The 18,789-nt window shown below is 46.0% G+C and carries 19 protein-coding genes; 7 read left to right on the forward strand and 12 right to left on the reverse strand.

Going from position 1 to position 18,789, the window contains the following annotated elements:
• Positions 1 to 51: 51 nt before the first annotated feature.
• A complete protein-coding gene (locus tag EAH55_RS20710) occupies positions 52 to 312 on the reverse strand; it encodes a hypothetical protein (RefSeq protein WP_121811350.1) in 261 nt (86 codons plus the stop codon).
• 133 nt (positions 313 to 445) lie between these two features.
• A complete protein-coding gene (locus tag EAH55_RS20715) occupies positions 446 to 910 on the reverse strand; it encodes a MauE/DoxX family redox-associated membrane protein (RefSeq protein WP_121811351.1) in 465 nt (154 codons plus the stop codon).
• Between the two features lie 261 nt (positions 911 to 1,171).
• Between EAH55_RS20715 and EAH55_RS20720 the strand changes: the two genes are divergently transcribed.
• The gene (locus EAH55_RS20720) at positions 1,172 to 1,348 is read left to right on the forward strand and encodes a histone H1 (RefSeq protein ID WP_121811352.1); all 177 of its coding nucleotides are present in this window, start codon (positions 1,172 to 1,174) and stop codon (positions 1,346 to 1,348) included.
• 56 nt (positions 1,349 to 1,404) lie between these two features.
• Here the strand turns inward: EAH55_RS20720 and mobC are convergent, their stop codons facing one another.
• The 9 genes from mobC to EAH55_RS20760 all read right to left on the reverse strand — a co-directional run bounded on the left by mobC (position 1,405) and on the right by EAH55_RS20760 (position 10,317).
• Positions 1,405 to 3,342 (reverse strand): conjugal transfer protein MobC, encoded by a 1,938-nt coding sequence (gene mobC, locus EAH55_RS20725; RefSeq protein WP_121811353.1) that lies wholly within the window; start codon positions 3,340 to 3,342, stop codon positions 1,405 to 1,407.
• A gap of 9 nt (positions 3,343 to 3,351) precedes the next feature.
• Complete coding sequence (locus tag EAH55_RS20730; RefSeq protein WP_121811354.1) at positions 3,352 to 4,602, reverse strand: relaxase/mobilization nuclease domain-containing protein; 1,251 nt, start codon at positions 4,600 to 4,602, stop codon at positions 3,352 to 3,354.
• Positions 4,569 to 4,979, reverse strand: a complete 411-nt coding sequence (locus EAH55_RS20735) for a plasmid mobilization protein (RefSeq protein WP_121811355.1) — start codon at positions 4,977 to 4,979, stop codon at positions 4,569 to 4,571. Before EAH55_RS20735 ends, EAH55_RS20730 begins: the two co-directional genes overlap by 34 nt.
• A 215-nt stretch (positions 4,980 to 5,194) precedes the next feature.
• A complete protein-coding gene (locus tag EAH55_RS20740; protein WP_121811356.1) occupies positions 5,195 to 5,458 on the reverse strand; it encodes a hypothetical protein in 264 nt (87 codons plus the stop codon).
• A gap of 195 nt (positions 5,459 to 5,653) precedes the next feature.
• The gene (locus EAH55_RS20745) at positions 5,654 to 6,259 is read right to left on the reverse strand and encodes a ParA family protein (protein WP_121811357.1); all 606 of its coding nucleotides are present in this window, start codon (positions 6,257 to 6,259) and stop codon (positions 5,654 to 5,656) included.
• 432 nt (positions 6,260 to 6,691) lie between these two features.
• Positions 6,692 to 8,245 carry a phosphoenolpyruvate carboxykinase (ATP) gene (gene pckA / locus EAH55_RS20750; RefSeq protein WP_121811737.1) on the reverse strand — a complete coding sequence of 518 codons (1,554 nt, stop codon included), beginning with the start codon at positions 8,243 to 8,245 and terminating at the stop codon, positions 6,692 to 6,694.
• Between the two features lie 11 nt (positions 8,246 to 8,256).
• A complete protein-coding gene (locus EAH55_RS31030; RefSeq protein WP_162996989.1) occupies positions 8,257 to 8,394 on the reverse strand; it encodes a hypothetical protein in 138 nt (45 codons plus the stop codon).
• 36 nt (positions 8,395 to 8,430) lie between these two features.
• Positions 8,431 to 9,288: a sigma-70 family RNA polymerase sigma factor gene (locus EAH55_RS20755; RefSeq protein WP_121811358.1), complete on the reverse strand. Its 858-nt coding sequence runs from the start codon at positions 9,286 to 9,288 to the stop codon at positions 8,431 to 8,433.
• A 3-nt stretch (positions 9,289 to 9,291) separates the two neighbouring features.
• Entirely contained in the window at positions 9,292 to 10,317 is a 1,026-nt protein-coding gene (locus tag EAH55_RS20760; protein WP_121811359.1) for an NAD-dependent epimerase/dehydratase family protein, read from the reverse strand.
• 427 nt (positions 10,318 to 10,744) lie between these two features.
• On the opposite strand from EAH55_RS20760, the gene fbp reads away from it, so the two are divergent.
• The 4 genes from fbp to EAH55_RS20780 all read left to right on the forward strand — a co-directional run bounded on the left by fbp (position 10,745) and on the right by EAH55_RS20780 (position 15,761).
• Positions 10,745 to 11,761: a class 1 fructose-bisphosphatase gene (gene fbp / locus EAH55_RS20765; RefSeq protein ID WP_121811360.1), complete on the forward strand. Its 1,017-nt coding sequence runs from the start codon at positions 10,745 to 10,747 to the stop codon at positions 11,759 to 11,761.
• Positions 11,758 to 12,240 (forward strand): Lrp/AsnC family transcriptional regulator, encoded by a 483-nt coding sequence (locus EAH55_RS20770; protein ID WP_121811361.1) that lies wholly within the window; start codon positions 11,758 to 11,760, stop codon positions 12,238 to 12,240. Before fbp ends, EAH55_RS20770 begins: the two co-directional genes overlap by 4 nt.
• Positions 12,241 to 12,703: 463 nt before the next feature.
• Positions 12,704 to 14,839 carry a sensor histidine kinase gene (locus EAH55_RS20775; RefSeq protein WP_162996990.1) on the forward strand — a complete coding sequence of 712 codons (2,136 nt, stop codon included), beginning with the start codon at positions 12,704 to 12,706 and terminating at the stop codon, positions 14,837 to 14,839.
• Between the two features lie 61 nt (positions 14,840 to 14,900).
• On the forward strand, positions 14,901 to 15,761 hold the full coding sequence (locus EAH55_RS20780; protein ID WP_162996991.1) for a universal stress protein: 861 nt from the start codon (positions 14,901 to 14,903) through the stop codon (positions 15,759 to 15,761).
• Positions 15,762 to 16,265: 504 nt separating this feature from the next.
• Here the strand turns inward: EAH55_RS20780 and EAH55_RS20785 are convergent.
• Positions 16,266 to 16,700 carry a DUF983 domain-containing protein gene (locus tag EAH55_RS20785; protein ID WP_121811738.1) on the reverse strand — a complete coding sequence of 145 codons (435 nt, stop codon included), beginning with the start codon at positions 16,698 to 16,700 and terminating at the stop codon, positions 16,266 to 16,268.
• Positions 16,701 to 17,015: 315 nt separating this feature from the next.
• On the opposite strand from EAH55_RS20785, the gene EAH55_RS20790 reads away from it, so the two are divergent.
• Positions 17,016 to 17,603: an RNA polymerase sigma factor gene (locus EAH55_RS20790; RefSeq protein WP_121811364.1), complete on the forward strand. Its 588-nt coding sequence runs from the start codon at positions 17,016 to 17,018 to the stop codon at positions 17,601 to 17,603.
• Positions 17,604 to 17,677: 74 nt separating this feature from the next.
• Positions 17,678 to 18,781 (forward strand): FecR family protein, encoded by a 1,104-nt coding sequence (locus tag EAH55_RS20795; RefSeq protein ID WP_121811365.1) that lies wholly within the window; start codon positions 17,678 to 17,680, stop codon positions 18,779 to 18,781.
• The last annotated feature ends 8 nt before the right edge of the window (positions 18,782 to 18,789 follow it).

Genomic DNA, 18,789 nt, shown 5'->3' on the forward strand with positions numbered 1-18,789 from the left:
AATGGCCGGAATTTCTTCCGACCATTCGTGGCTTAACCGCGGCTTTTTTTGTTAGTTTAATGTAGCATGCCCTGTCTGGGTCACCGTAATGGCACCTCCTGGGGTAGCCTGGGTCCCTGTACAGTCAAACCGCGCATCGGCGTCACAGCTTACAGTCTTTCCGGCGGGGATCGGTTGCCAGTTATGGGCACCCGGGGTATTGGTGTCGTTGTAAAGGTTGGTTAAAAAAGGTTTGGCGGATACGGTTGCAAAAGCCGATCCGGTGCCTGCTAAAAGGGCGATAGCTGCGAAATTTAATTTTAGACGTTTCATAATGATTATTGTTTAATTAAATAAAAAGCGAAAGCTTGAAAATTGAAGTTTATGCCTACTCTGTTTTCAGGTTTTCGGCTCCGCCTGTGCTCCGCTGGCAGCACTGTGTTATCAGTGAAGCAATGTAGAGAGGTCACTCTTTGCCAATTACGCTCCTTTCCCTGTCGATGAAATATATACCGAGTAGACTCAACAGCAAGAAGAAAACATTGAAGACCAGATGCATTTTCCAGCCCAGCGCCCTGATCACGCCGCCGCAGGAACAGGGGATCCGGCTAAAATAATGGAGCAGCACCAAGGAGATATAGCCGGTGAACAACAGCATCAAAACAGCCGAAATATACAGACCGGGCTTTCTTGTCCGCCTGAATATCAGCATAACGGCAGTCAGTATTTCAGATCCGGGCAGCGTCCAGATCAATAGTGCCGCGACTTCCCGGGGCAGGGTCTGGTTATACATCTGCCTTTTAAAATCTTCGAAACCGATCAGTTTACTGACAGCCGTGTAAATGAAAAGTAACACCAATAAACCGGAAACTGCTTCTACGACAATTTGATAGATCCTGGTATGGGGATTACGAATATGTGGAGTGATCATGCGCTTACATTTGATGAAACAAAGTAAGCGCATGGACGAACGATAAAACAGTGACAAATAGGTTGTAATATCAGGCGTATCATTATTTCATATTTACCTGTTAAACAACAACAACCGCCTGTTTAATTAAAAAACCAAACAGGGGCCGGAAAGTAATCTTGTTATAAACACCCGGTTGTATATACAACCTTTTACTCTCCTTAGTTGTAAAAATGCGGGATTTCAAAGAATTAATTAGTTTTGATCCTTTAAGAAAAAGCAATGGAAAATTTCAACAAGTTAAAAGAAGTGATTGCCGCAGCAGAAGCTGACGCGGCAAGTTTTTATGAAAAAGGTAATAAGGCTGCAGGTACCCGCCTGAGAAACGCGATGCAATCCTTAAAAGTACTGGCGACGGACATCCGTAAAGAAGTAACAGAAAAAAAGAACGCACAATAATTAAAAAAACTGTTTTGGGTCAGTCCGGGTAAAAAATGGCCCGGGCTATTTTGTTTCTATTCCCTATTGCTCAACTCCCTCTGGACGATCAGCTCGATGTCCCTTTTGATCGCGAGGTAATTTTCCATCAGTACCTCCGGCTTGAGCTGCCTGATCTCCGGTAGTTTCTGGTATCTCTCTTCTTCCGCTTTGATCGCCTCGTGGTCATTGATGATCTCGTTATGAAAAACTTTCAATTCGATCTTGTTCCCGGGTTCATCCGCCACCATGCCCACAAACTCCCCGGAAGACAGGGTCGATATTTTAGACGCCGGAATCGCGAAATCCAACTGCATCGATTTGCTTACCGACATATCCTGGCTGTTGACTGTTATGCTTTGTCTTTCCTGCATGATCTTGCCGAACCGCTCGCTTAATTGCCTGGCCGTATCCCCGAAGACCTGCCCGCAGATGACATTACCCACAATATTCATGATCACCTCGGCCTGTTCCCTGCCGTAATCTTTTTTCAGCTGGCTATAATCCTGAACGGCCAGGGTGGTAGCGACTTTGTTTGAGCGCGCTGTGGCGATCAGGCTGTCCATATTGTTGAAGTAAATTGTCGGGAACTCATCAAAGATCAGGTTACACTTCAACTTGCTTTTTTGATTAACCAGTTTAATTGTCCGGGAAATATAAAGGCTCAGCACCGCGCCGTATACCTGCTGTTTCAGCGGGTTGTTACCCATGCAAATGATCTTCGGGGCCTCCGGGTTATTCAGATCCAGGGTAAAATCGTTACCGGACAGCACATAATACAATGCCGGGGATACCAGACGGGCCATGCTGATCTTGGCGCTGGCAACCTGCCCCTCCAACTGATCATAGGCCTCATTTTGCCAGGCAGAGATAAAAGGATTGATCAGCACTTCGATCTCCGGTTCCGTTCTCAGGAGCGCGAACAGGTATTTATAGTCCACCTGGGCCAACTCGATGACATGCGGCAGCGTGCAATACCTGCCGCCTTCGTATTTCCGCAGGAACCAGATCAGGGCAGTTACAAAGTTGATAGGTGATTCTACAAAAAAGTCGCCCTGCTTTTTGATCCATTCGCGGTTGAGGCCGAGCATAAAGGTCCGCGACGACTCCATCGCGTCGGTAATGTCATCCATGCTCCCGGGCTCAATAGGGTTGCAGCGGTGCCTGATCCTGTCAAAATCAATGAACCAGATGGTCGGTTTGACATTGTAATTGCCCGCGTATTTCATCAGCGCGTTATAGGCGATCACCGAAAGGTCGTCGAACTTGAAATCATAGATCAGCATACCGAACCCTTTCCGGATATGCTGCGTGATAATATGGCGCACCACGAAATAGGATTTGCCCCCGCCAGGCCGGCCCGCGATCAGCGTTGAGGCGAAGGGTTGGATCAGGTTGATCCAGCTGCGCCTTTTCTTCCCTTTCAGGCGGTACTGTGCAGGCAGGTTGACGGAATACTCGTTTTCAAGTTTCCGTTCCTCCTGCGGAAAGGTTTCGTTTTCCTTATTAAAGATATCTCCTGCCAGACTGATATGCAACAGGCGTGACAATAAAGAACCCGCGACCAGCATAAAACCATAGCCGAGAGCTGATAAACCCATATACATTATTGCAATGAACACCGGCTTCCCTGACAAACCTAACATTAGGTTGCTCATAAAATACAGCAGCAGACCTGTCAGTCCATAGCCCCAAATGGTCTGTTTACGGATCTTTTCATCCTTTTTCCCTTTACTACCGATCAGGGAAACGAGCAACAGCAGCAGTGCGGCAAGCTTTGCGTAAAGCACCGTTTTAAAAACACCCATCCGGGATATGGGTAACAATACCTTATTGACCAGGGGCCAGGTGAACTGCCAATCAGTAAACGCCGGGTAACAGCACAAATAAAAATGGATGATTAAAATCGTAATGCTTAGCAGCCTGGTAAAATCGATGATCTTCCGTAAGGCCTGTTCGTTTTCTCCGGTTTGCATAATAACATCTTATAAATTCAACCTTTTACGTTTCTTTCTTTTCTTTTTTTGCAGGAACTCCTGAGGAACACCTGTTTGCTGGTTTTCCTGACGCAACAGCAGCTCTAAAAGCAAATTCCCCGCCGGCCCCTGCCCTGATTCGGTAAAACCAGGCCAGCTTAACGTGTTTTTTCCCGGAACTCCGGAAACATTTTCCCGCTGTCCCTCGACACGCGGCTCCGCCTGCAGACGGCTGATAATTCCTGCAGCACTGTACTGCTTACCAAGGTCGCTTCCGTTAAACACGGCTTTAAATTCATGGTCAACAAAGGTTACGCCGTATACCCTGCCATCGTCGTTGCTCCTGACCACCGCCTGAACACCAAGGGCCCGGAGTTGCTTCTGGAGTCCGGCGATAGAACCGCATCCCGGGGCGCTCCGATCGATCTTTTCCCGGAGCCTATCCCTGAACGGGCGCCTCAGCACTTCATTCAGCACAAAGTTTTTCTCCAGCCTGCTCAGCGTCGGCTTGCCGTAGATCGCGCTGGCCTTAATCGGTACGCAGATTTTTTCACCCCTGCTGCCCAGGATGTAATAATGGAGCCCTTTGCGGGCGAACATCACCGAGGCCTTTCCGCCCCGGTCTGCCATAACATTAAACTGATTAAGAACAGCATTGAGTTCCGGCAAGCTGGTAAACTTATAAGTCCGGACAACCTCGCTGACGACATTCGTAACCGCTCTTTTAGATGTCAGTTTGCCATATTGTACTGGAACGAGATCAATCTTTTCCGGCTTCAGGTCCTTATTTTTTGAGCCGGCCTTCACTAAGCTAAACCTGTCCTCTATGTCCTGCCGTGCCTGTTCCGACTGATTTTTTCCGAGATTATGCAAACTGATCCTCCTGCCGTCGGGTTCTATATTGGTAGATACAATATGGATATGGGGATGCCCTGCATCGGTATGCCGGTAAACCAGATAAGGCTGATCTTCAAAACCGATCCCTTTCATATAGGCATCGGCTATGGAAACCAGGGTATGACTGTCAGGCCTTTCGTCCGGATCAAAATTGAGCGAGATATGCACCGTATTGGTTTGTACTCGCAGGTTTTTCCCGGCCTGGTCTTTCAGTCGGTACAGCTTATCATCAAAGGAAAGGTCATGTGCGTCTTTGAGGTATCCCCGGGCCTCAAGCAGGTCCGCTTTCCCCTCCTTCACCTTGCGCTCATTGTAGTTCAGCGCGCCGGTCAGGCTTTTTCCGCTTTTAATTTTTGCAACCATAAGTCCGCGTAATTTTTCATGCGGTCCCGGATCTCGTTCATGGCGGGCTCCAGTTTTCCATGGATAATTTCAAGCAATGACGACCAGAGCCGATGATCCGGGAAACCATGTGCGGCATTGATATTCCTGACGGCCTGGTTGAGGTTATTGCCGATCGGGTTCAGCTCTTTCCGGAGGAGGACCAACTCCTGCAGTAACTCGTCCATAGACTGGTCTCGGGTCAGCACGGTTACCGGCTTGCCCATCAAAAGCGCCCTGTGGTATTCACTCATGGTTTGGAAAGTTGTTTTTCCCAGGCGTGCTTCCAGTATTTTATATTCCTCGGGCTTCAGCCGTATGTTCAGCCAACGGCACCTGTTTTCTGCTTTCTCTTCCATAACAATCCATCATGATCAGACCGACTCCGGAGCGTTTGATCCCCTCCCCCGGACTGACTCCGGAAGGAAGGGCAAGATCCGTTTGTGACACAAACGTACATCTTGCTAACCGCAGAAAAACAGCGGTTTAATCCCTTGCCCAAATTCGCCGGTCATATGCCAATCCTCATTTTTTCACTATCCTCAATTACCTGACGGAACCCTGCAAAAGACGTTTACTTTTCAGGATGCGGTGATCTGGCATCAAGAAAATACGTCAGGGCCAGGATATTGATCGCCTTTAAAGAAAGGTCCTGGTCTACTCCATAGGACCGCATCCGTTTCAGAAGGCTTTTAGGGATCCAGGTATTCAATTGCGCTTCCTCCTCCTTGTCAGCCGGCAGTTCTTTTACCGGCCGGACTTCCTGCACGGGTGTTTTCGCCGGTTCTTTTTTCAATTTATCAGCGAGGCTGCCCAGCTTGTTTTTGTAATCTTCCATGTCGCCAATCCCCTTTTAAATCATTACAACAATGCATCAGGCAGTAACCATTATTGTAATTACATCATTGCATAATTCTGTAAACGCATAATCCTATAAATACATAATCCTGCATTTACAGGAATGCAAATCCCTCCAAATACATATTACTGCAGGTGCATAACTGCATAAATCCACAATTACATGATTACTGATTTATGCGCTGATCAGGTCAACGATTTCGCCGGCCAGCGCGGTAAGCTCATTTTTGGCTTTCACATCGGTCCCGTTAATGACCCCGGTCGTAATCGCGGACCTGGTGATGCTCACACGGTCATGTATCATGGTCACCAATAACGGGGTGCCGAGGCTTTCCAGCAACGCGGTTACATCTCTGGTCACACCAGACCGGGGCTTGACCATATTCAAAACAATCCCGGCTTTCAAGGCCGGGTTTTTAGCCTGCGCGAATCTGATCAGGGCCAGGGTCGCCCGGATAGCCATCACATCAAAGAAGCCCGGCTTTGTCGGCACCAGCACAAAATCTGAAATCAAAAAAAGATCGGCCAGCTTGTTGGATAAATACGGCGGGGTATCGACGATAACGAGGTCATAATCCAGTTTTGGGATCACGCTGACCTGCTCTGCCAATAAAATATCCAAACCCGGAAAATCGTCCCTGACATGATATATACTGCCCTGTAAATCCGAATCGACGAGGGCAACCTTCAATTGGCCGCGAAAACACAAGGCCAGGTTGATGGCTATCGTGCTCTTTCCTACCCCACCCTTCTGGTGGGCAATCGTGATGATCTTTCCCATGTTACATAATTCTAAATTGCTGTAAAAACATATTGATGTAATTCTGCATCTGGAGAATTACATAACAAAGGTTGATATCCGGAGCGGAGAAAAACTCCGATATGATCCGAGGCGGATGAGGATTTTATTTAATGAATATTTTTTGATTCCGGGGAATGTGAATTGCAGGTATTGACAACTTAGGCAACGCCCCGCCTCGATGTTCTCCAGACAAGTGTAACAGCCGCCAATCAGTTAAGCGTTGTCGTTGTGGTCGGTCCTCCGTTTTAGCGCTCTCCTGTCTTTTACGACCGAGAGATATAAAAAGACCCTTAACGGGCCTTTTTTCTTAATAAAATAGAAAATCAACGGTTATAGCGCGGATGTTTTTGCTTAACCATATAAACAGGTTGGACAGATACACCAGTATAAAATCCGGTTACACCAGGCCTGTCAAAGGGATGTACCAGCTGTTTGCGCAGAAGGGGAACGGTTTCTTTCATAGTTTCCTGCAAACTGTGCTAACAGCGAAACCGCCGACCGGTCATAGGCCAAAGCGTCTTCCCAGGTGTCACGCGGATTTAGCAATTCAGCAGGCACCCCGGGACAAAGCTGCGGCACCCAAAGCCCGAAGAGTGGGTGGCAGATGAAAACGACTTCTTCGAGTTCGCCGCCCAATGCGGCAGAAAGCATGGCCCTGGTGTAGGCCAGGGAAATCCTGTGACCGGTTCCGTAGGGTCCGCCGGTCCAGCCTGTGTTGATCATCCAGACTGAGGCCCCGCTCTCTTCAATCTTGGTCCTGAACATGCCGGCGTAAAAATCGGGATGCAGGGGCAGGAACGGTGCACCAAAACAGGAGCTGAAAGTTATCTGAGGCTCCATGACACCAACCTCGGTCCCGGCAACCTTCGCGGTATATCCATTGATATAATAAAACATCGCCTGTTCCGGCGTCAGCTTGCTGATCGGCGGCAAAACACCATAGGCATCGCAGGTCAGAAAAAATATATTTTGCGGTATTCCCGTCACTGAAGGGATCCTGGCATTGGAGATATAATTTAAGGGGTAACTGACGCGCGTATTTTCCGTGATTTCCCGGGATTTAAAGTCGATCCCGTTCGTCCCCGGCAGGAATACCGCGTTTTCCACCAGTGCCCCGGTCCTGACTGCCGAATAGATCTCGGGTTCCCGCTCCTCCGACAGTTCAATGATCTTCGCATAACAGCCGCCTTCAAAATTAAAGACCCCGGCTTCGTCCCAGCCATGCTCGTCATCTCCGATGAGCTCCCTGGCGGGATCCGAACTGAGTGTCGTCTTACCCGTACCGCTGAGCCCGAAAAACAAAGCCGTGTCGCCCCATTTTCCCACATTCGCGCTGCAGTGCATCGGTAGCACGCCATGATGTAAAGGCAGCAGGTAATTCAATATCGTGAACACACCCTTTTTGATTTCCCCGGTATAGCCGGTGCCGCCTATCAGGATCTTCTTATCGCTGAAGGAAACAGCGGTAAAATTGCCTTTCCTGGTGCCATGCCTCAGCGGGTTCGCTTTAAAGCCGGGGGCGTGGATGACCTGCCATTCAGGTTTCATCCCCGAAAGTTCGCCCGGCTGCGGGCTGATAAACATGTTCGCGGCGAAATGACTGGATGCCGGCAGTTCACTGATAATGCGGATCGGCAACCGGTATTTTTCGTCGGCACAGGCGAAAACATCGCGCATCCAGATCTCCCCCTTAAGTTCCAGGTAGGCCAGAAGATCTTTTTCCAGCGCCAGGAAGCATGCTGTTTGCATAGCGTTATTAAACCTGTTCCAGTATACGGTATCTTCCGTTTCGGCATCCCGAACAATAAACTTATCATCCGGTGAACGACCTGTAAATTCCCCCGTACGGATGAGCAGCGCCCCCGTATTGCTTAATGCACCCTCCCCTCTTTCCAGAATTTGCCGAACTAACTGATCGGTGGGTGACTGGTAGTGAACCCTATTTTTCAAGAATGAATAGACCATATCTGTATTTGTTAAATCCAACCCTCAAAATCATCTTTGTACTTCTTTTTAAATTTCCGGTAACGCCGGAAAAGGGAAATAGCGGCCAGACTGACGATAACCAAAGCGATGACGCCTGATATGATGCCTGTTGATAAATGATGTTTCATATCTGCAAAACCTGGTGAAGGATGATGATCGAATCGTTAATTAATATCTGCCGCATCGGTCCGCGTTTTGACAGAAGCTCTAAGTTTATAAATTGCTGTATTTCGCAGCTGCCTGATCCGCTCGGCACTCATGTCCAGCTGTTTGGATATTTCCGTCGGGTTCATTTCATGTCCGCCGGTTATACCATAACTCAATTCGATGATTTTCCGCTCCCGGTCTGACAGGCCGGAAAGAAGTTCGTCCATGACGGTACGCTCCGACTCGGCCATTAATATATGATCGGGCGCCGGCACATCCTCCGGGAGCCGGTCGAGTAAAGTAACATCTTCGTCGCCGGAACGCATGTCATAAGAGAAAGTCCAGGGAGCACTATATAAAGCGTCCCTTATCTGTTCCTTTGATCTTTGTAAATGCTGCGCAAGTTGCTCAGTTGTTGGCTCCCTCAGCGTCTCCTGCTCGATCTCCGCGATCGCCCTGTTGATCCTGGTAATCTCATGGATCTTATTCATCGGCAAACGGATCATCCGGGCATTCTCGATAATCGCGGCGCCAATACTTTGCCTGATCCACCATACCGCGAAAGAAATAAATTTGAGGCCTCTTGTTTCATCAAAGCGTTGCGCGGCTTTGATCAGGCCTAAATTCCCTTCGCTGATCAGGTCGCTCAGCGGCAACCCCTGGTGCTGATATTTTTTTGCCACCGAAACCACAAAGCGGAGGTTGCTCCGGACCAGCCGCTCAAGGGCGGCTTTGTCACCTTGTTTTATCCTTGCACCCAGATTCGCTTCCTCATCTGCGTTAATCAGGCCCTCCCTGTTTATTTCGCTGAAGTAGATTTCAACAGAAGCATTGTCCCGGTGGGCAATATTGGGGGTAATTTGCAGGTTCCGCATATATTAAACAGAAGGGGTGAATACATAGTTATCGATCGGAAAATCGGGGTATTCCTGTTTTGCCATGGACGGCTTCGGCAGGCCCTCGCCTTTTTTCTCAGACAGACGCTCTAACATGTCCGTAGTCATCGTTTTGAGGTCATATTCAGGCCGCCATTGCCAGTCGAGCCGTGCTTCGTCATCCTTAATGCTTCCAGGCCATCCGCAGGCTATCGCGTTCCGGTAATCCGGCACATAGCTGATCCTGAAGTCCGGCAGGTGTTTTTTGATTTCCGCGGCCAGGTCGCAGGGGGCAAAGCTCATTGCCGATAGGTTATAAGATGTCCTGATACTGATCCTTTCCCTGGGGGCATCCATCAATTCAAGGATCGCCCTGACAGCGTCCGGCATGTACATCATCGGGAGGCAGTTATCTTCTTCCAGGAAACAATCATACCGGCCATTTTCCAGTGCCCCATGAAATATCTCAACCGCATAGTCGGTCGTACCGCCTCCAGGTGCAGCAGCATGGGAAATTAACCCGGGAAAGCGGATACTCCTGACATCCACGCCATGTTTTTCAAAGTAATAGTTGCACCAGTATTCCCCGGACTTCTTGCTGATCCCGTATACTGTATTAGGCTCCGCGGCGGTATGCTGCGGGCAATTGTACCTGGGTGCCCCGGGACCGAAAACGGCTATACTGCTCGGCCAGAACACTTTCTCCACTTCATTCGATCCGGCGATCTTCAAAACGGACAGCAGGCTTTGCACATTCAGTTTCCACGCGGTATCAGCCTGCATTTCGCCCTTTGCGGAAAGCATGGCGGCCAGCAGGTAAATCTGTGTTACGCTGCACTCCCGGACCACATCTTTCAGCCGCACATGATCCAGCACGTCAAGACAGATGTAGTTCTTCCATCCCGGAACTTCGGGAAGAATATCGGCCGCAATGATATTTTCAGGGCCATACCGTTTCATTAAGGCCATCGTTAGCTCGGTGCCGATCTGGCCGCAGGCACCAATAATTAGAATCCTGTCTTTTTTCATCTGTTGCTGTTAGGTTTTGCATTAGTAACGCCGTTTAAAGGAGATACCCGGTATCCCATCCTGTCAAATACGGTTTCCCGTCAGTCCGGCTTAATTGGTCATTGGTTTGATGAAAGCGTCGCGGGTTGCACCGTTTTCAGAGGCAAAGGTTGCCGCTTTTGGTCATTAAAACCACAGTACCGCAAGACTTTGGAAAACATGACTGTAAAACCTCATTTTAAAATACATTATGCCTTTTTTAAGACATAAAACTTCGCACTTTCAGGAAAAAGAGCTTTTCAAGACATCCCTGATACACTATCCGAGACCGGAAAAAGCGTATCCAAAACCCGGTTTCATGGCCATAGATTTGCATAAAAAGCACATTAATAACTAAATTGGCTCCACCAGTTAACCAAAAACAAACCGTACAATTTACACTAAGCCAATGTCCAGAGTAGTTACTTTAGGCCAGTTTATCATTGAAAAACAAGCGGATTTCCCTTACGCCAAAGGCGAGCTGTCGCGCTTGCTGCGGGACATTGGGATCGCCGCCAAGATCGTTAACCGGGAAGTAAACAAAGCCGGACTGATGGATATCCTCGGCAAAAACGGAATTACCAATATCCAGGGCGAACAGCAGCAAAAGCTGGACCTTTATGCCGACCAGCAATTTATCTCCGCGCTTAAAAGCGGCGGCGAATGCTGCATCGTCGCTTCAGAAGAAAACGAGGACATTATCAGGCTCGATACAGATGTGTCCAAAAATGCCAAATATATCGTGGCGATCGATCCTTTGGATGGCTCATCAAATATCGATGTCAATGTGCCCGTAGGGACCATATTTTCCATTTACCGGAGAAAATCAAGTGATGGCGGCCCTGGTTTAGATGATGTTATGCAAAGGGGAACAGAACAGGTTGCCGCAGGCTATATTATTTACGGCTCCTCCACCATGCTGGTTTACACGACCGGCAGGGGCGTTAACGGCTTTACTCTCGACCCCTCTATCGGGGAGTTCTGCCTCTCCCACCCCAACATGCAGATCCCGGAAACAGGGACGATCTATTCCATCAATGAAGGCAATTATGTTCATTTCCCACAGGGCGTAAAAGACTACATCAAGTATTGCCAGGTCGAGGATACGCAGACAAACAGGCCCTACGCCTCCCGCTATATCGGCTCCATGGTCGCTGACCTTCATCGCAACCTCATTAAAGGCGGGATATTTATTTACCCGTTGACGTCCGGCGCTCCATCTGGTAAACTACGCCTACTATACGAATGTAACCCGATGGCTTTTCTTATCGAGCAGGCGGGGGGAAAAGCGACCAACGGCCGGGACAGGATACTTGAACTTGAGATCAGTGAACTACATCAGCGTTCCCCAATTTTCATCGGATCAAAAAAAATGGTCGAAAAAGCGGAAAGTTTCAACTTAATCCAACCTGAACAACAATTATGATAAAGACCGAACACCGACTGGATAAAATCGACCTGGGCATTTTGAAATTACTGGAAAAAGACGCCAGGCTTACCCATAAGGAGATCGCCCATTCGCTGAACCTGTCCATTACACCCATTCACGCCAGGATCAGGAAGTTACAGGATGAAGGTTATATCCAGCGCTATACGGCCATCATTAATCACAAAATGGTCGGAAAAGGCCTTATTGCTTATACCCAGGTGCACCTGAGAGAGCATTCCCAGGAAAGCCTGAAAGCATTCATGGACGCTTCGGTAAAGCTTCCTGAGGTAATGGAGTGTTACCATATGACCGGGGCCTTCGACTTTCTGCTCAGGATCGCGATCCGGGATATGGACGAATATAATAAAGTTTTGATTGAGAAACTGTCGAAATTACCTGACGTAGGTAACATGCAAAGCTTTTTCGTGATGTCAGAAGCCAAGCACGAAACGGGATATATGTTCGGGAGTGAATAATCATACACAAGGCTACAAAAGGTGTTTTCCTATTTTTTAAACTGTCCAAAATGATGCATACAATTCCATATGAACCTGGCTGAAAATGCAGGTGGAAATTTGTTACTGAAAAGCGGAATAACATTACGTCAATCAATTAAAATACGAAATACCGTAAAGTTTCAAGATCAAAATCCAAACAACATGCTGATTTATAACTATTTGAATTTTGGTTAAAAATTCGATTGTTTGGTGCTTAACCTAGTATTAAACTCCGTTGAAGATCAGCAGCAATACACTAATAAAAGCGAGTAGTCACGAATCAAAAGGGTCAATCCCCGTTATTTATGTAACCATCTTCACATGCCTGCTGTTTCAAAATGTAGCTTTTTCACAGGACAACATTTTGACGGCTAAGCAATCAGAGATTCTGAAATCTGAGCTACAAAGTAAAAAAACGGACACGGATAAATTCGATAAACTGATGCGGCTAGCCTGGTACCAGGTATTGAAACCGGGGGAGTTAAAAACCGATCTGGACAGCGCAAAAAACTACCTCTCCAACGCCGGTCGGATATTAAAACAATCTCCATCTCCTGACCGGAACGGGTTCTATTACCTTGTCTTAGCAGGATATCAAAACGAAATCGGACAAAAAAGTGTAGCTGATGCTACGCTGGAAAGAGCGATTTCCTATCTGAAGACGGCAAAAGTGCCTGTGCTTTTAGGCACTTCTTATTCTGAACAGATGAACAGGATTCCGCTTTCGGATACAACCGTTCCTAAAAAGCTGCGACTCATTCAACTGGCAGCCGCGGAATTCAGCAAAACCAATTATAAAAGAAAACTTGGGGATTGTATGCGGTTAATGGCCGATCTGAGAATCTATCTGAAAGATGATCCTCAGGCTTTAACAGAACTGGACTCCGCCAAACGTTTATATCAGGAAGCGCGGTCAGGAGATTGGCAGCAATTGTATATGCTGTATTATCAATACTATCGCCGTCAGACCAATTATGAAAAACAACTGGAAAACATTTTAAATGCACTTCGGGCTACCGCCCCCGGAGATCGTTCATTACAGGTAGCGCTCATGAAACATTCAGCTTCCGTAGTCTTTTACCGTTTAAAGGATTATCAGCATAGCTTGAACTACAGCCAAGATGCAATAATGACAGTCCCAATGGGGAGAATCAATGCTGCTCATATTTACGATATGGCATTGTTCAGCATCCGTGCGTTATCAAGACTGGGCCGGCCGAAAGAAGGGCTGCAACTGCTGGACAGATTAGAAAAGGAATATCCCGACGATAATAATTCGCCGATAGGTACCCGCTTGCTAGCCAGGTTACAGAATTACGATGACCTGAAACAAGATGATCAGGCACAAAAATATTTCAATACTCTTACACGGATGATCCGGCAGAAGATCATCATGGAAGATATAAACCTGGGGGAATATTATAATGGAATGACCACCTTTTGTATCAATTCGCGTCAGTTTAATCAAGGTAATGTTTTACTGAACGATTGGAAAAGGATCTTAACAAGGTTACCAAAGAACGCGGCCATGCATATCTCCTATCTTAACCGACGAATCAGATTAGATACAGCAAGGAAAGATTTCGAGAACGCAACGCGTCATTTATCCCAACTAAACGCTCTAAAAGATACCGTATACAATAATACGCGGAACAGGCAGGTGCGGGAAATGGAAATGCAGTACCAGGTAGAGCGCAGGGATAATGAAAACAAGCTTCAGCAACAAAAAATTATCAATTTAACGGATCAACAAAACCTGGAACGGGCAACCCTTAAGGCTGTCAGTACAACCAGGAACATCGTGGTGATCATTTCCATTTTTATCCTGATCATCGCCGGACTGATTTACCGGCAATATGTCTATGGCCGAAAAAGTAATCTCCTTATCGCACGTAAAAACAAATCACTGCAAAGGCTGCTTAATGAAAATGATTTCTTGATGAAGGAAGTTCACCACCGGGTTAAAAACAACCTGCAGATCGTAATATCCCTTTTAAATTCCCAGTCGGCTTATCTGGAAGAAGGCGCTGCACTCGATGCGATTTTAAAAAGTAAGGGCAGGGTGGAATCCATTGCGCTGATCCATCAAAAGCTTTATAAATCCGATAGCCAATCCAGCATTTATATGCCGGAATATATTAATGAATTAGTAGCCTATTTAAAAGACAGTTTTATAGAAGACCAGAAAGTATGGTTCGAAGTTTCAGTTGATGACCTTCAACTGGATGTGGCAGATACTGTTCCAATAGGCTTGATTATCAATGAGAGTGTTACCAATGCGATCAAACATGCCTTCAAATTAAAATCGTCGGATAGCCATCCTGTTATCAAAATAGCCTTGAAAAAAACCGGAAAAGAATTGGAAATGACTATCCGGGATAATGGCAGCGGCTTTATTCAAAAAACATCCAATGAAAACAGTTCTTTCGGATTGCTGCTCGTCAAAGGGTTAACTAAGGATCTGGGAGGAAAATTGTCCATTTACAATGATGGAGGTACAGTTGTGCAATTATATTTTTTGCCATCACTTTTGATCAGCAGCGCCTCACCGACGGAAACTTTAGAAACGCCTGCTTAAGAGATATAACCTTGAATTAACGATTATTTCCATATAAACAATGATCATCAAATCAACTCCTATGAAAAAAATATTGATCCCTATAGATTTCACCCCCTCAGCTGTCAACGCAGCAAAATACGCGGCCGCACTTACGAACGATTCCGATGCCCGGGAAATTGTATTAATGGCAAACGCGCATGTTTCTCAGTTCGAACAGTTTTTTCCTTCCCCTGATTTTTTACCTGCACAACCAGACAGCCAGGAAGAACGCGAGGACTGGCTGATGAATGAATTTGAACAAATCCGGCCGGATTTGAAAAAGGCGTTAAAAGATGGAGTTGAGCTGTATTTTAAAATCTCCCGTTTGCCGCTTCTTTCATCTCTGCAGGAACTGGTAGAGCATGAATCTCCTGATCTGATCGTTATGGGCAGCAATTTTAATGATGAAACAGCAGCATACATTGGAGACCACCTGATCAAAATCGCCAAAGCCAGTACAATTCCGGTGCTGATCATCCCTAAAAAAGCATCCTATGAAGGAATTCGTGAGGTATTGGTACCCTATAATTCAAATAATGCCAATCGGCTGGAATTAGTAACGAAAGCTGATGTTTTTATCAACAAACCGCAATTGATCTTTTTAAAACTAAAAGGAGAGCAGGATGATTTAGTAGAGTTGAAGGGCGGCCTGGATACAGGTCAAAAAAATAACGCCGCTTTTAAAGATTATCATGATATACGGAACCTGAACTCAGATCAGGAACCTTTAGAAGGGATCAGGAGTTTTATATCAGACCACCCAAGTCAATTAATTATTGCAATCCCCGGGGAACACGGTTTCTTTTACCATGTTACACACCACAGCGTTACTGCGGAAATAACGGAAAACTCAAATATACCTGTACTGATTTTGAACGCAAATACTGGATTTGGCGGGTAAGCGGCCAGCCGTAAAGGTTGTCCTGCCGCCCGTCTATTTCCCCAGCTGCGAGTAGCCTCATTAACGTATCGAGGTATTATTTCCAATTACCTGCGATCGCACGAAAGAAATGACTAATTTGTCCAAGTAAGAGAGGGAAACTTAAATAATAAAATATCGGGATGATCTAAAAAACCGGGAAAGGAAAAAAATCTCGGACAAACCGCACTCATTCTCCCAATAGAAATAGGCCGGGAACTTCGGGCAATAATACTGTTAAGTAACCATAAACCGGTTAAAAACGCTAGTGGAGCAAATTTTATTCCGGTGAAAGGTTTTTCGGTGGCTGTGATTGATGAACTGGAAAGACCTGCATATTTACAAAAGTTTTACTGCAGGCTGTTAACCTTTTATCTGTAGGCGATGATCACAGTAAAAAGAAATAACCATTGCAGGCCAGGCCATAATTAATTGTAACTGTAATAAAGCCTGACCGGCAAATTGATTTTATCCCGGCACGGCTTGTTAAATACCCTTCTCGTTTTCCTTTTGTTCGGTCCTCCAGGCTTCAAAGTGAATTCCAGGGGTTAACCAGTAGAGCAAGACCACCCTGGAATACCGGAAATTAAATGGTGCTAAAATAATGCAATTCGCAATTAACAAACCTGAATAAATCCAGGGACTACGGGAGTCCGTTAACACGTAAACGGCCACTACCAATGTAACCATTTCAGCAATATTCAGTGCGTAGCTGGCAAACATCGCGACATAATAATAACCGGGTTCAATTTCGAAATGAAAACCGCAATGCGGGCACTCCGGATTCATCTTCTGGCCGCCGAAATTATAGATAGGCGTGCTAAACATCTTCCCGATCCGGCATTTGGGGCATTTCGCACTAACAGCAGACAAAAACTCCAATGGAGCTTTAAATTTTGTTTTTAGATCAGTGTTTTCCATATCGTCGATTCTAATTTTTATTGATCCGATCGTGAGTTTACAGACCATCGTATAAACCCTGATCGAATGTTGAGATTTAATTAACGCTTATCGTAAGCGAATTCAATGCCTCTTTTAAAACAATTGATGTGCAACACATTACAGAATAGTCTATTTTATTCTTCGACGATATATAGTTAATCGTCTTTGGCTTCAGCGAATTATGTTCAACCATCGCTTTTTTTAAAATGTCAATATCCTTTGTAAATCCAATTGCCGGCCTGAAATGTTGCCTAAACGCAATTGATTTAGTAAATTCGTTTTGAGAAAGTTAACATGCCTGGTCTGAATGTTTTTTCTGATGATGAACTGGTCACCCTGCTGAGAAAGGGTGACAGGGAAGCATTCGCGGAAATTTACAATCGTTATTTTGGATTATTATTCATTTTTGCCAGTCGTAAGCTGAAGGAAGAAGATGCTGCAAAGGATATCCTTCAGGAGTTATTCAGCATTTTATGGGAAAAACGTCAAACCCTTAATTTATCGGGTACCTTGCCCTCATATCTTTATACTGCTGTCAGAAACCGCATCATTGATCGTATTGGAAGAAATAACATCGAGCAGCGATATATACAATCCTTACAATCTTACATTGACAAGGGATATTTTACTACCGACCACAGAATCAGGGAAAAACAATTATCAAAACTCATCGAGGAGGCGATTGACTCGCTCCCGGCCAAGATGCGACAGATATTCCTGTTGAGCAGACGGGAGCACCTCAGCCACAAGGAAATAGCAGAAATGCTGGATATCAGCGAACAAACCGTCAGATCACACGTAAAGCATGCTTTACGGATTTTAAGGCTGAGACTCGGACTATTCGGATATGCTGTTATGATTGTTAAGGTATTTTTAAAATAATTTAAAATTAATTTTACCCCCTGCCCTTCAGCAAATCGTTATGTCATTATAAGCCCAATGGGCACTGATCAGTAATGGCAAAGCATAACGCAAACGAATTATTTGAAAAATACAATGCCGGTAACGCCAGCGACGAAGAACGCGCTATCGTTGAGTCCTGGTTTTTGTTACTGCCAGATGAAAGGCCGGTACCCGATCAGGAAGAAATTTCGGGTGCCGGGAAAGAGGTTTGGGCACAATTGAATGCTGGCCATCAAGTAACAAAGCAGTTATGGTCAAGGCTTGCGGCGGCGGCATCTATCATCATATGTATGTCGCTGGGCAGCTACTTTTATTTCAGGGACCAGGCTCCGGATAGAGTGGCAAGTCATCTCCAGCATGACATCCATCCCGGTCGTAATGAGGCTACTTTGACCTTATCGAATGGTCAAAAAATCAAACTGACCCGTAAGCTTATCGGAAACTTAATGCAGTCGGCTAACGCCATTGTAACTGTAAAAAACAACAACATCTATTATCAAAGCGGAAATAAAACATCCGCTCCGGGCTTTAATATCCTAAGCACCGCCAAAGGGGAAAAGTCCCCCTTTCCTTTGGTATTGCCAGATGGTACAAAAGTTTGGCTAAACGCACTTTCGTCGATTCGTTTTCCAACTGACTTTAATGGCAGAACCAGAGAGGTAATGGTTACCGGTGAAGCTTATTTTGAAGTTGTACACGATAAAAACAAACCGTTTAAGGTAATGGTAAAGAATGAGGTCATTGAAGACATAGGAACACATTTCAACATCAATGCCTACGATAATGAACCCGTATTAAAGACAACTTTATTGGAAGGCCGGGTAAAGGTATCCCGGTCCGGCCAGACACTTTATCTGAATCCCGGCGAATCCGCTAAAGGCAGTGCGAACGATTTGGCTATCGTTAAAGCGGATGTTCAAACTGTGACGGCATGGAAGGATGGTTATTTTAACTTTCATGACGCTGATATTCCCTCTGTAATGCGTCAGATTGCCCGTTGGTATGATGTGGACATACAATACGAGGGCAACATCCCTTCAAGAAGTTTTAACGGAGAACTTGAGCAAAACCTGACATTGGAACAGGTACTGAAGTTATTAAGCTATACGAGCGTTCATTTCCGGATTGAGGGAAAGAAAATTATTGTGACATCATAACACCGAAG

This window comes from Mucilaginibacter kameinonensis, assembly GCF_003675385.1.
Classification (GTDB): Bacteria; Bacteroidota; Bacteroidia; order Sphingobacteriales; family Sphingobacteriaceae; genus Mucilaginibacter; species Mucilaginibacter kameinonensis.

Coding starts and splice junctions, on each gene's coding strand:
- EAH55_RS20710 (WP_121811350.1), bottom strand. CDS start 312: ATGAAACGTCTAAAATTAAATTTCGCAGCTATCGCCCTTTTAGCAGGC.
- EAH55_RS20715 (WP_121811351.1), bottom strand. CDS start 910: ATGATCACTCCACATATTCGTAATCCCCATACCAGGATCTATCAAATT.
- EAH55_RS20720 (WP_121811352.1), top strand. CDS start 1,172: ATGGAAAATTTCAACAAGTTAAAAGAAGTGATTGCCGCAGCAGAAGCT.
- mobC (WP_121811353.1), bottom strand. CDS start 3,342: ATGCAAACCGGAGAAAACGAACAGGCCTTACGGAAGATCATCGATTTT.
- EAH55_RS20730 (WP_121811354.1), bottom strand. CDS start 4,602: ATGGTTGCAAAAATTAAAAGCGGAAAAAGCCTGACCGGCGCGCTGAAC.
- EAH55_RS20735 (WP_121811355.1), bottom strand. CDS start 4,979: ATGGAAGAGAAAGCAGAAAACAGGTGCCGTTGGCTGAACATACGGCTG.
- EAH55_RS20740 (WP_121811356.1), bottom strand. CDS start 5,458: ATGGAAGATTACAAAAACAAGCTGGGCAGCCTCGCTGATAAATTGAAA.
- EAH55_RS20745 (WP_121811357.1), bottom strand. CDS start 6,259: ATGGGAAAGATCATCACGATTGCCCACCAGAAGGGTGGGGTAGGAAAG.
- pckA (WP_121811737.1), bottom strand. CDS start 8,245: ATGGTCTATTCATTCTTGAAAAATAGGGTTCACTACCAGTCACCCACC.
- EAH55_RS31030 (WP_162996989.1), bottom strand. CDS start 8,394: ATGAAACATCATTTATCAACAGGCATCATATCAGGCGTCATCGCTTTG.
- EAH55_RS20755 (WP_121811358.1), bottom strand. CDS start 9,288: ATGCGGAACCTGCAAATTACCCCCAATATTGCCCACCGGGACAATGCT.
- EAH55_RS20760 (WP_121811359.1), bottom strand. CDS start 10,317: ATGAAAAAAGACAGGATTCTAATTATTGGTGCCTGCGGCCAGATCGGC.
- fbp (WP_121811360.1), top strand. CDS start 10,745: ATGTCCAGAGTAGTTACTTTAGGCCAGTTTATCATTGAAAAACAAGCG.
- EAH55_RS20770 (WP_121811361.1), top strand. CDS start 11,758: ATGATAAAGACCGAACACCGACTGGATAAAATCGACCTGGGCATTTTG.
- EAH55_RS20775 (WP_162996990.1), top strand. CDS start 12,704: ATGCGGCTAGCCTGGTACCAGGTATTGAAACCGGGGGAGTTAAAAACC.
- EAH55_RS20780 (WP_162996991.1), top strand. CDS start 14,901: ATGAAAAAAATATTGATCCCTATAGATTTCACCCCCTCAGCTGTCAAC.
- EAH55_RS20785 (WP_121811738.1), bottom strand. CDS start 16,700: ATGGAAAACACTGATCTAAAAACAAAATTTAAAGCTCCATTGGAGTTT.
- EAH55_RS20790 (WP_121811364.1), top strand. CDS start 17,016: ATGCCTGGTCTGAATGTTTTTTCTGATGATGAACTGGTCACCCTGCTG.
- EAH55_RS20795 (WP_121811365.1), top strand. CDS start 17,678: ATGGCAAAGCATAACGCAAACGAATTATTTGAAAAATACAATGCCGGT.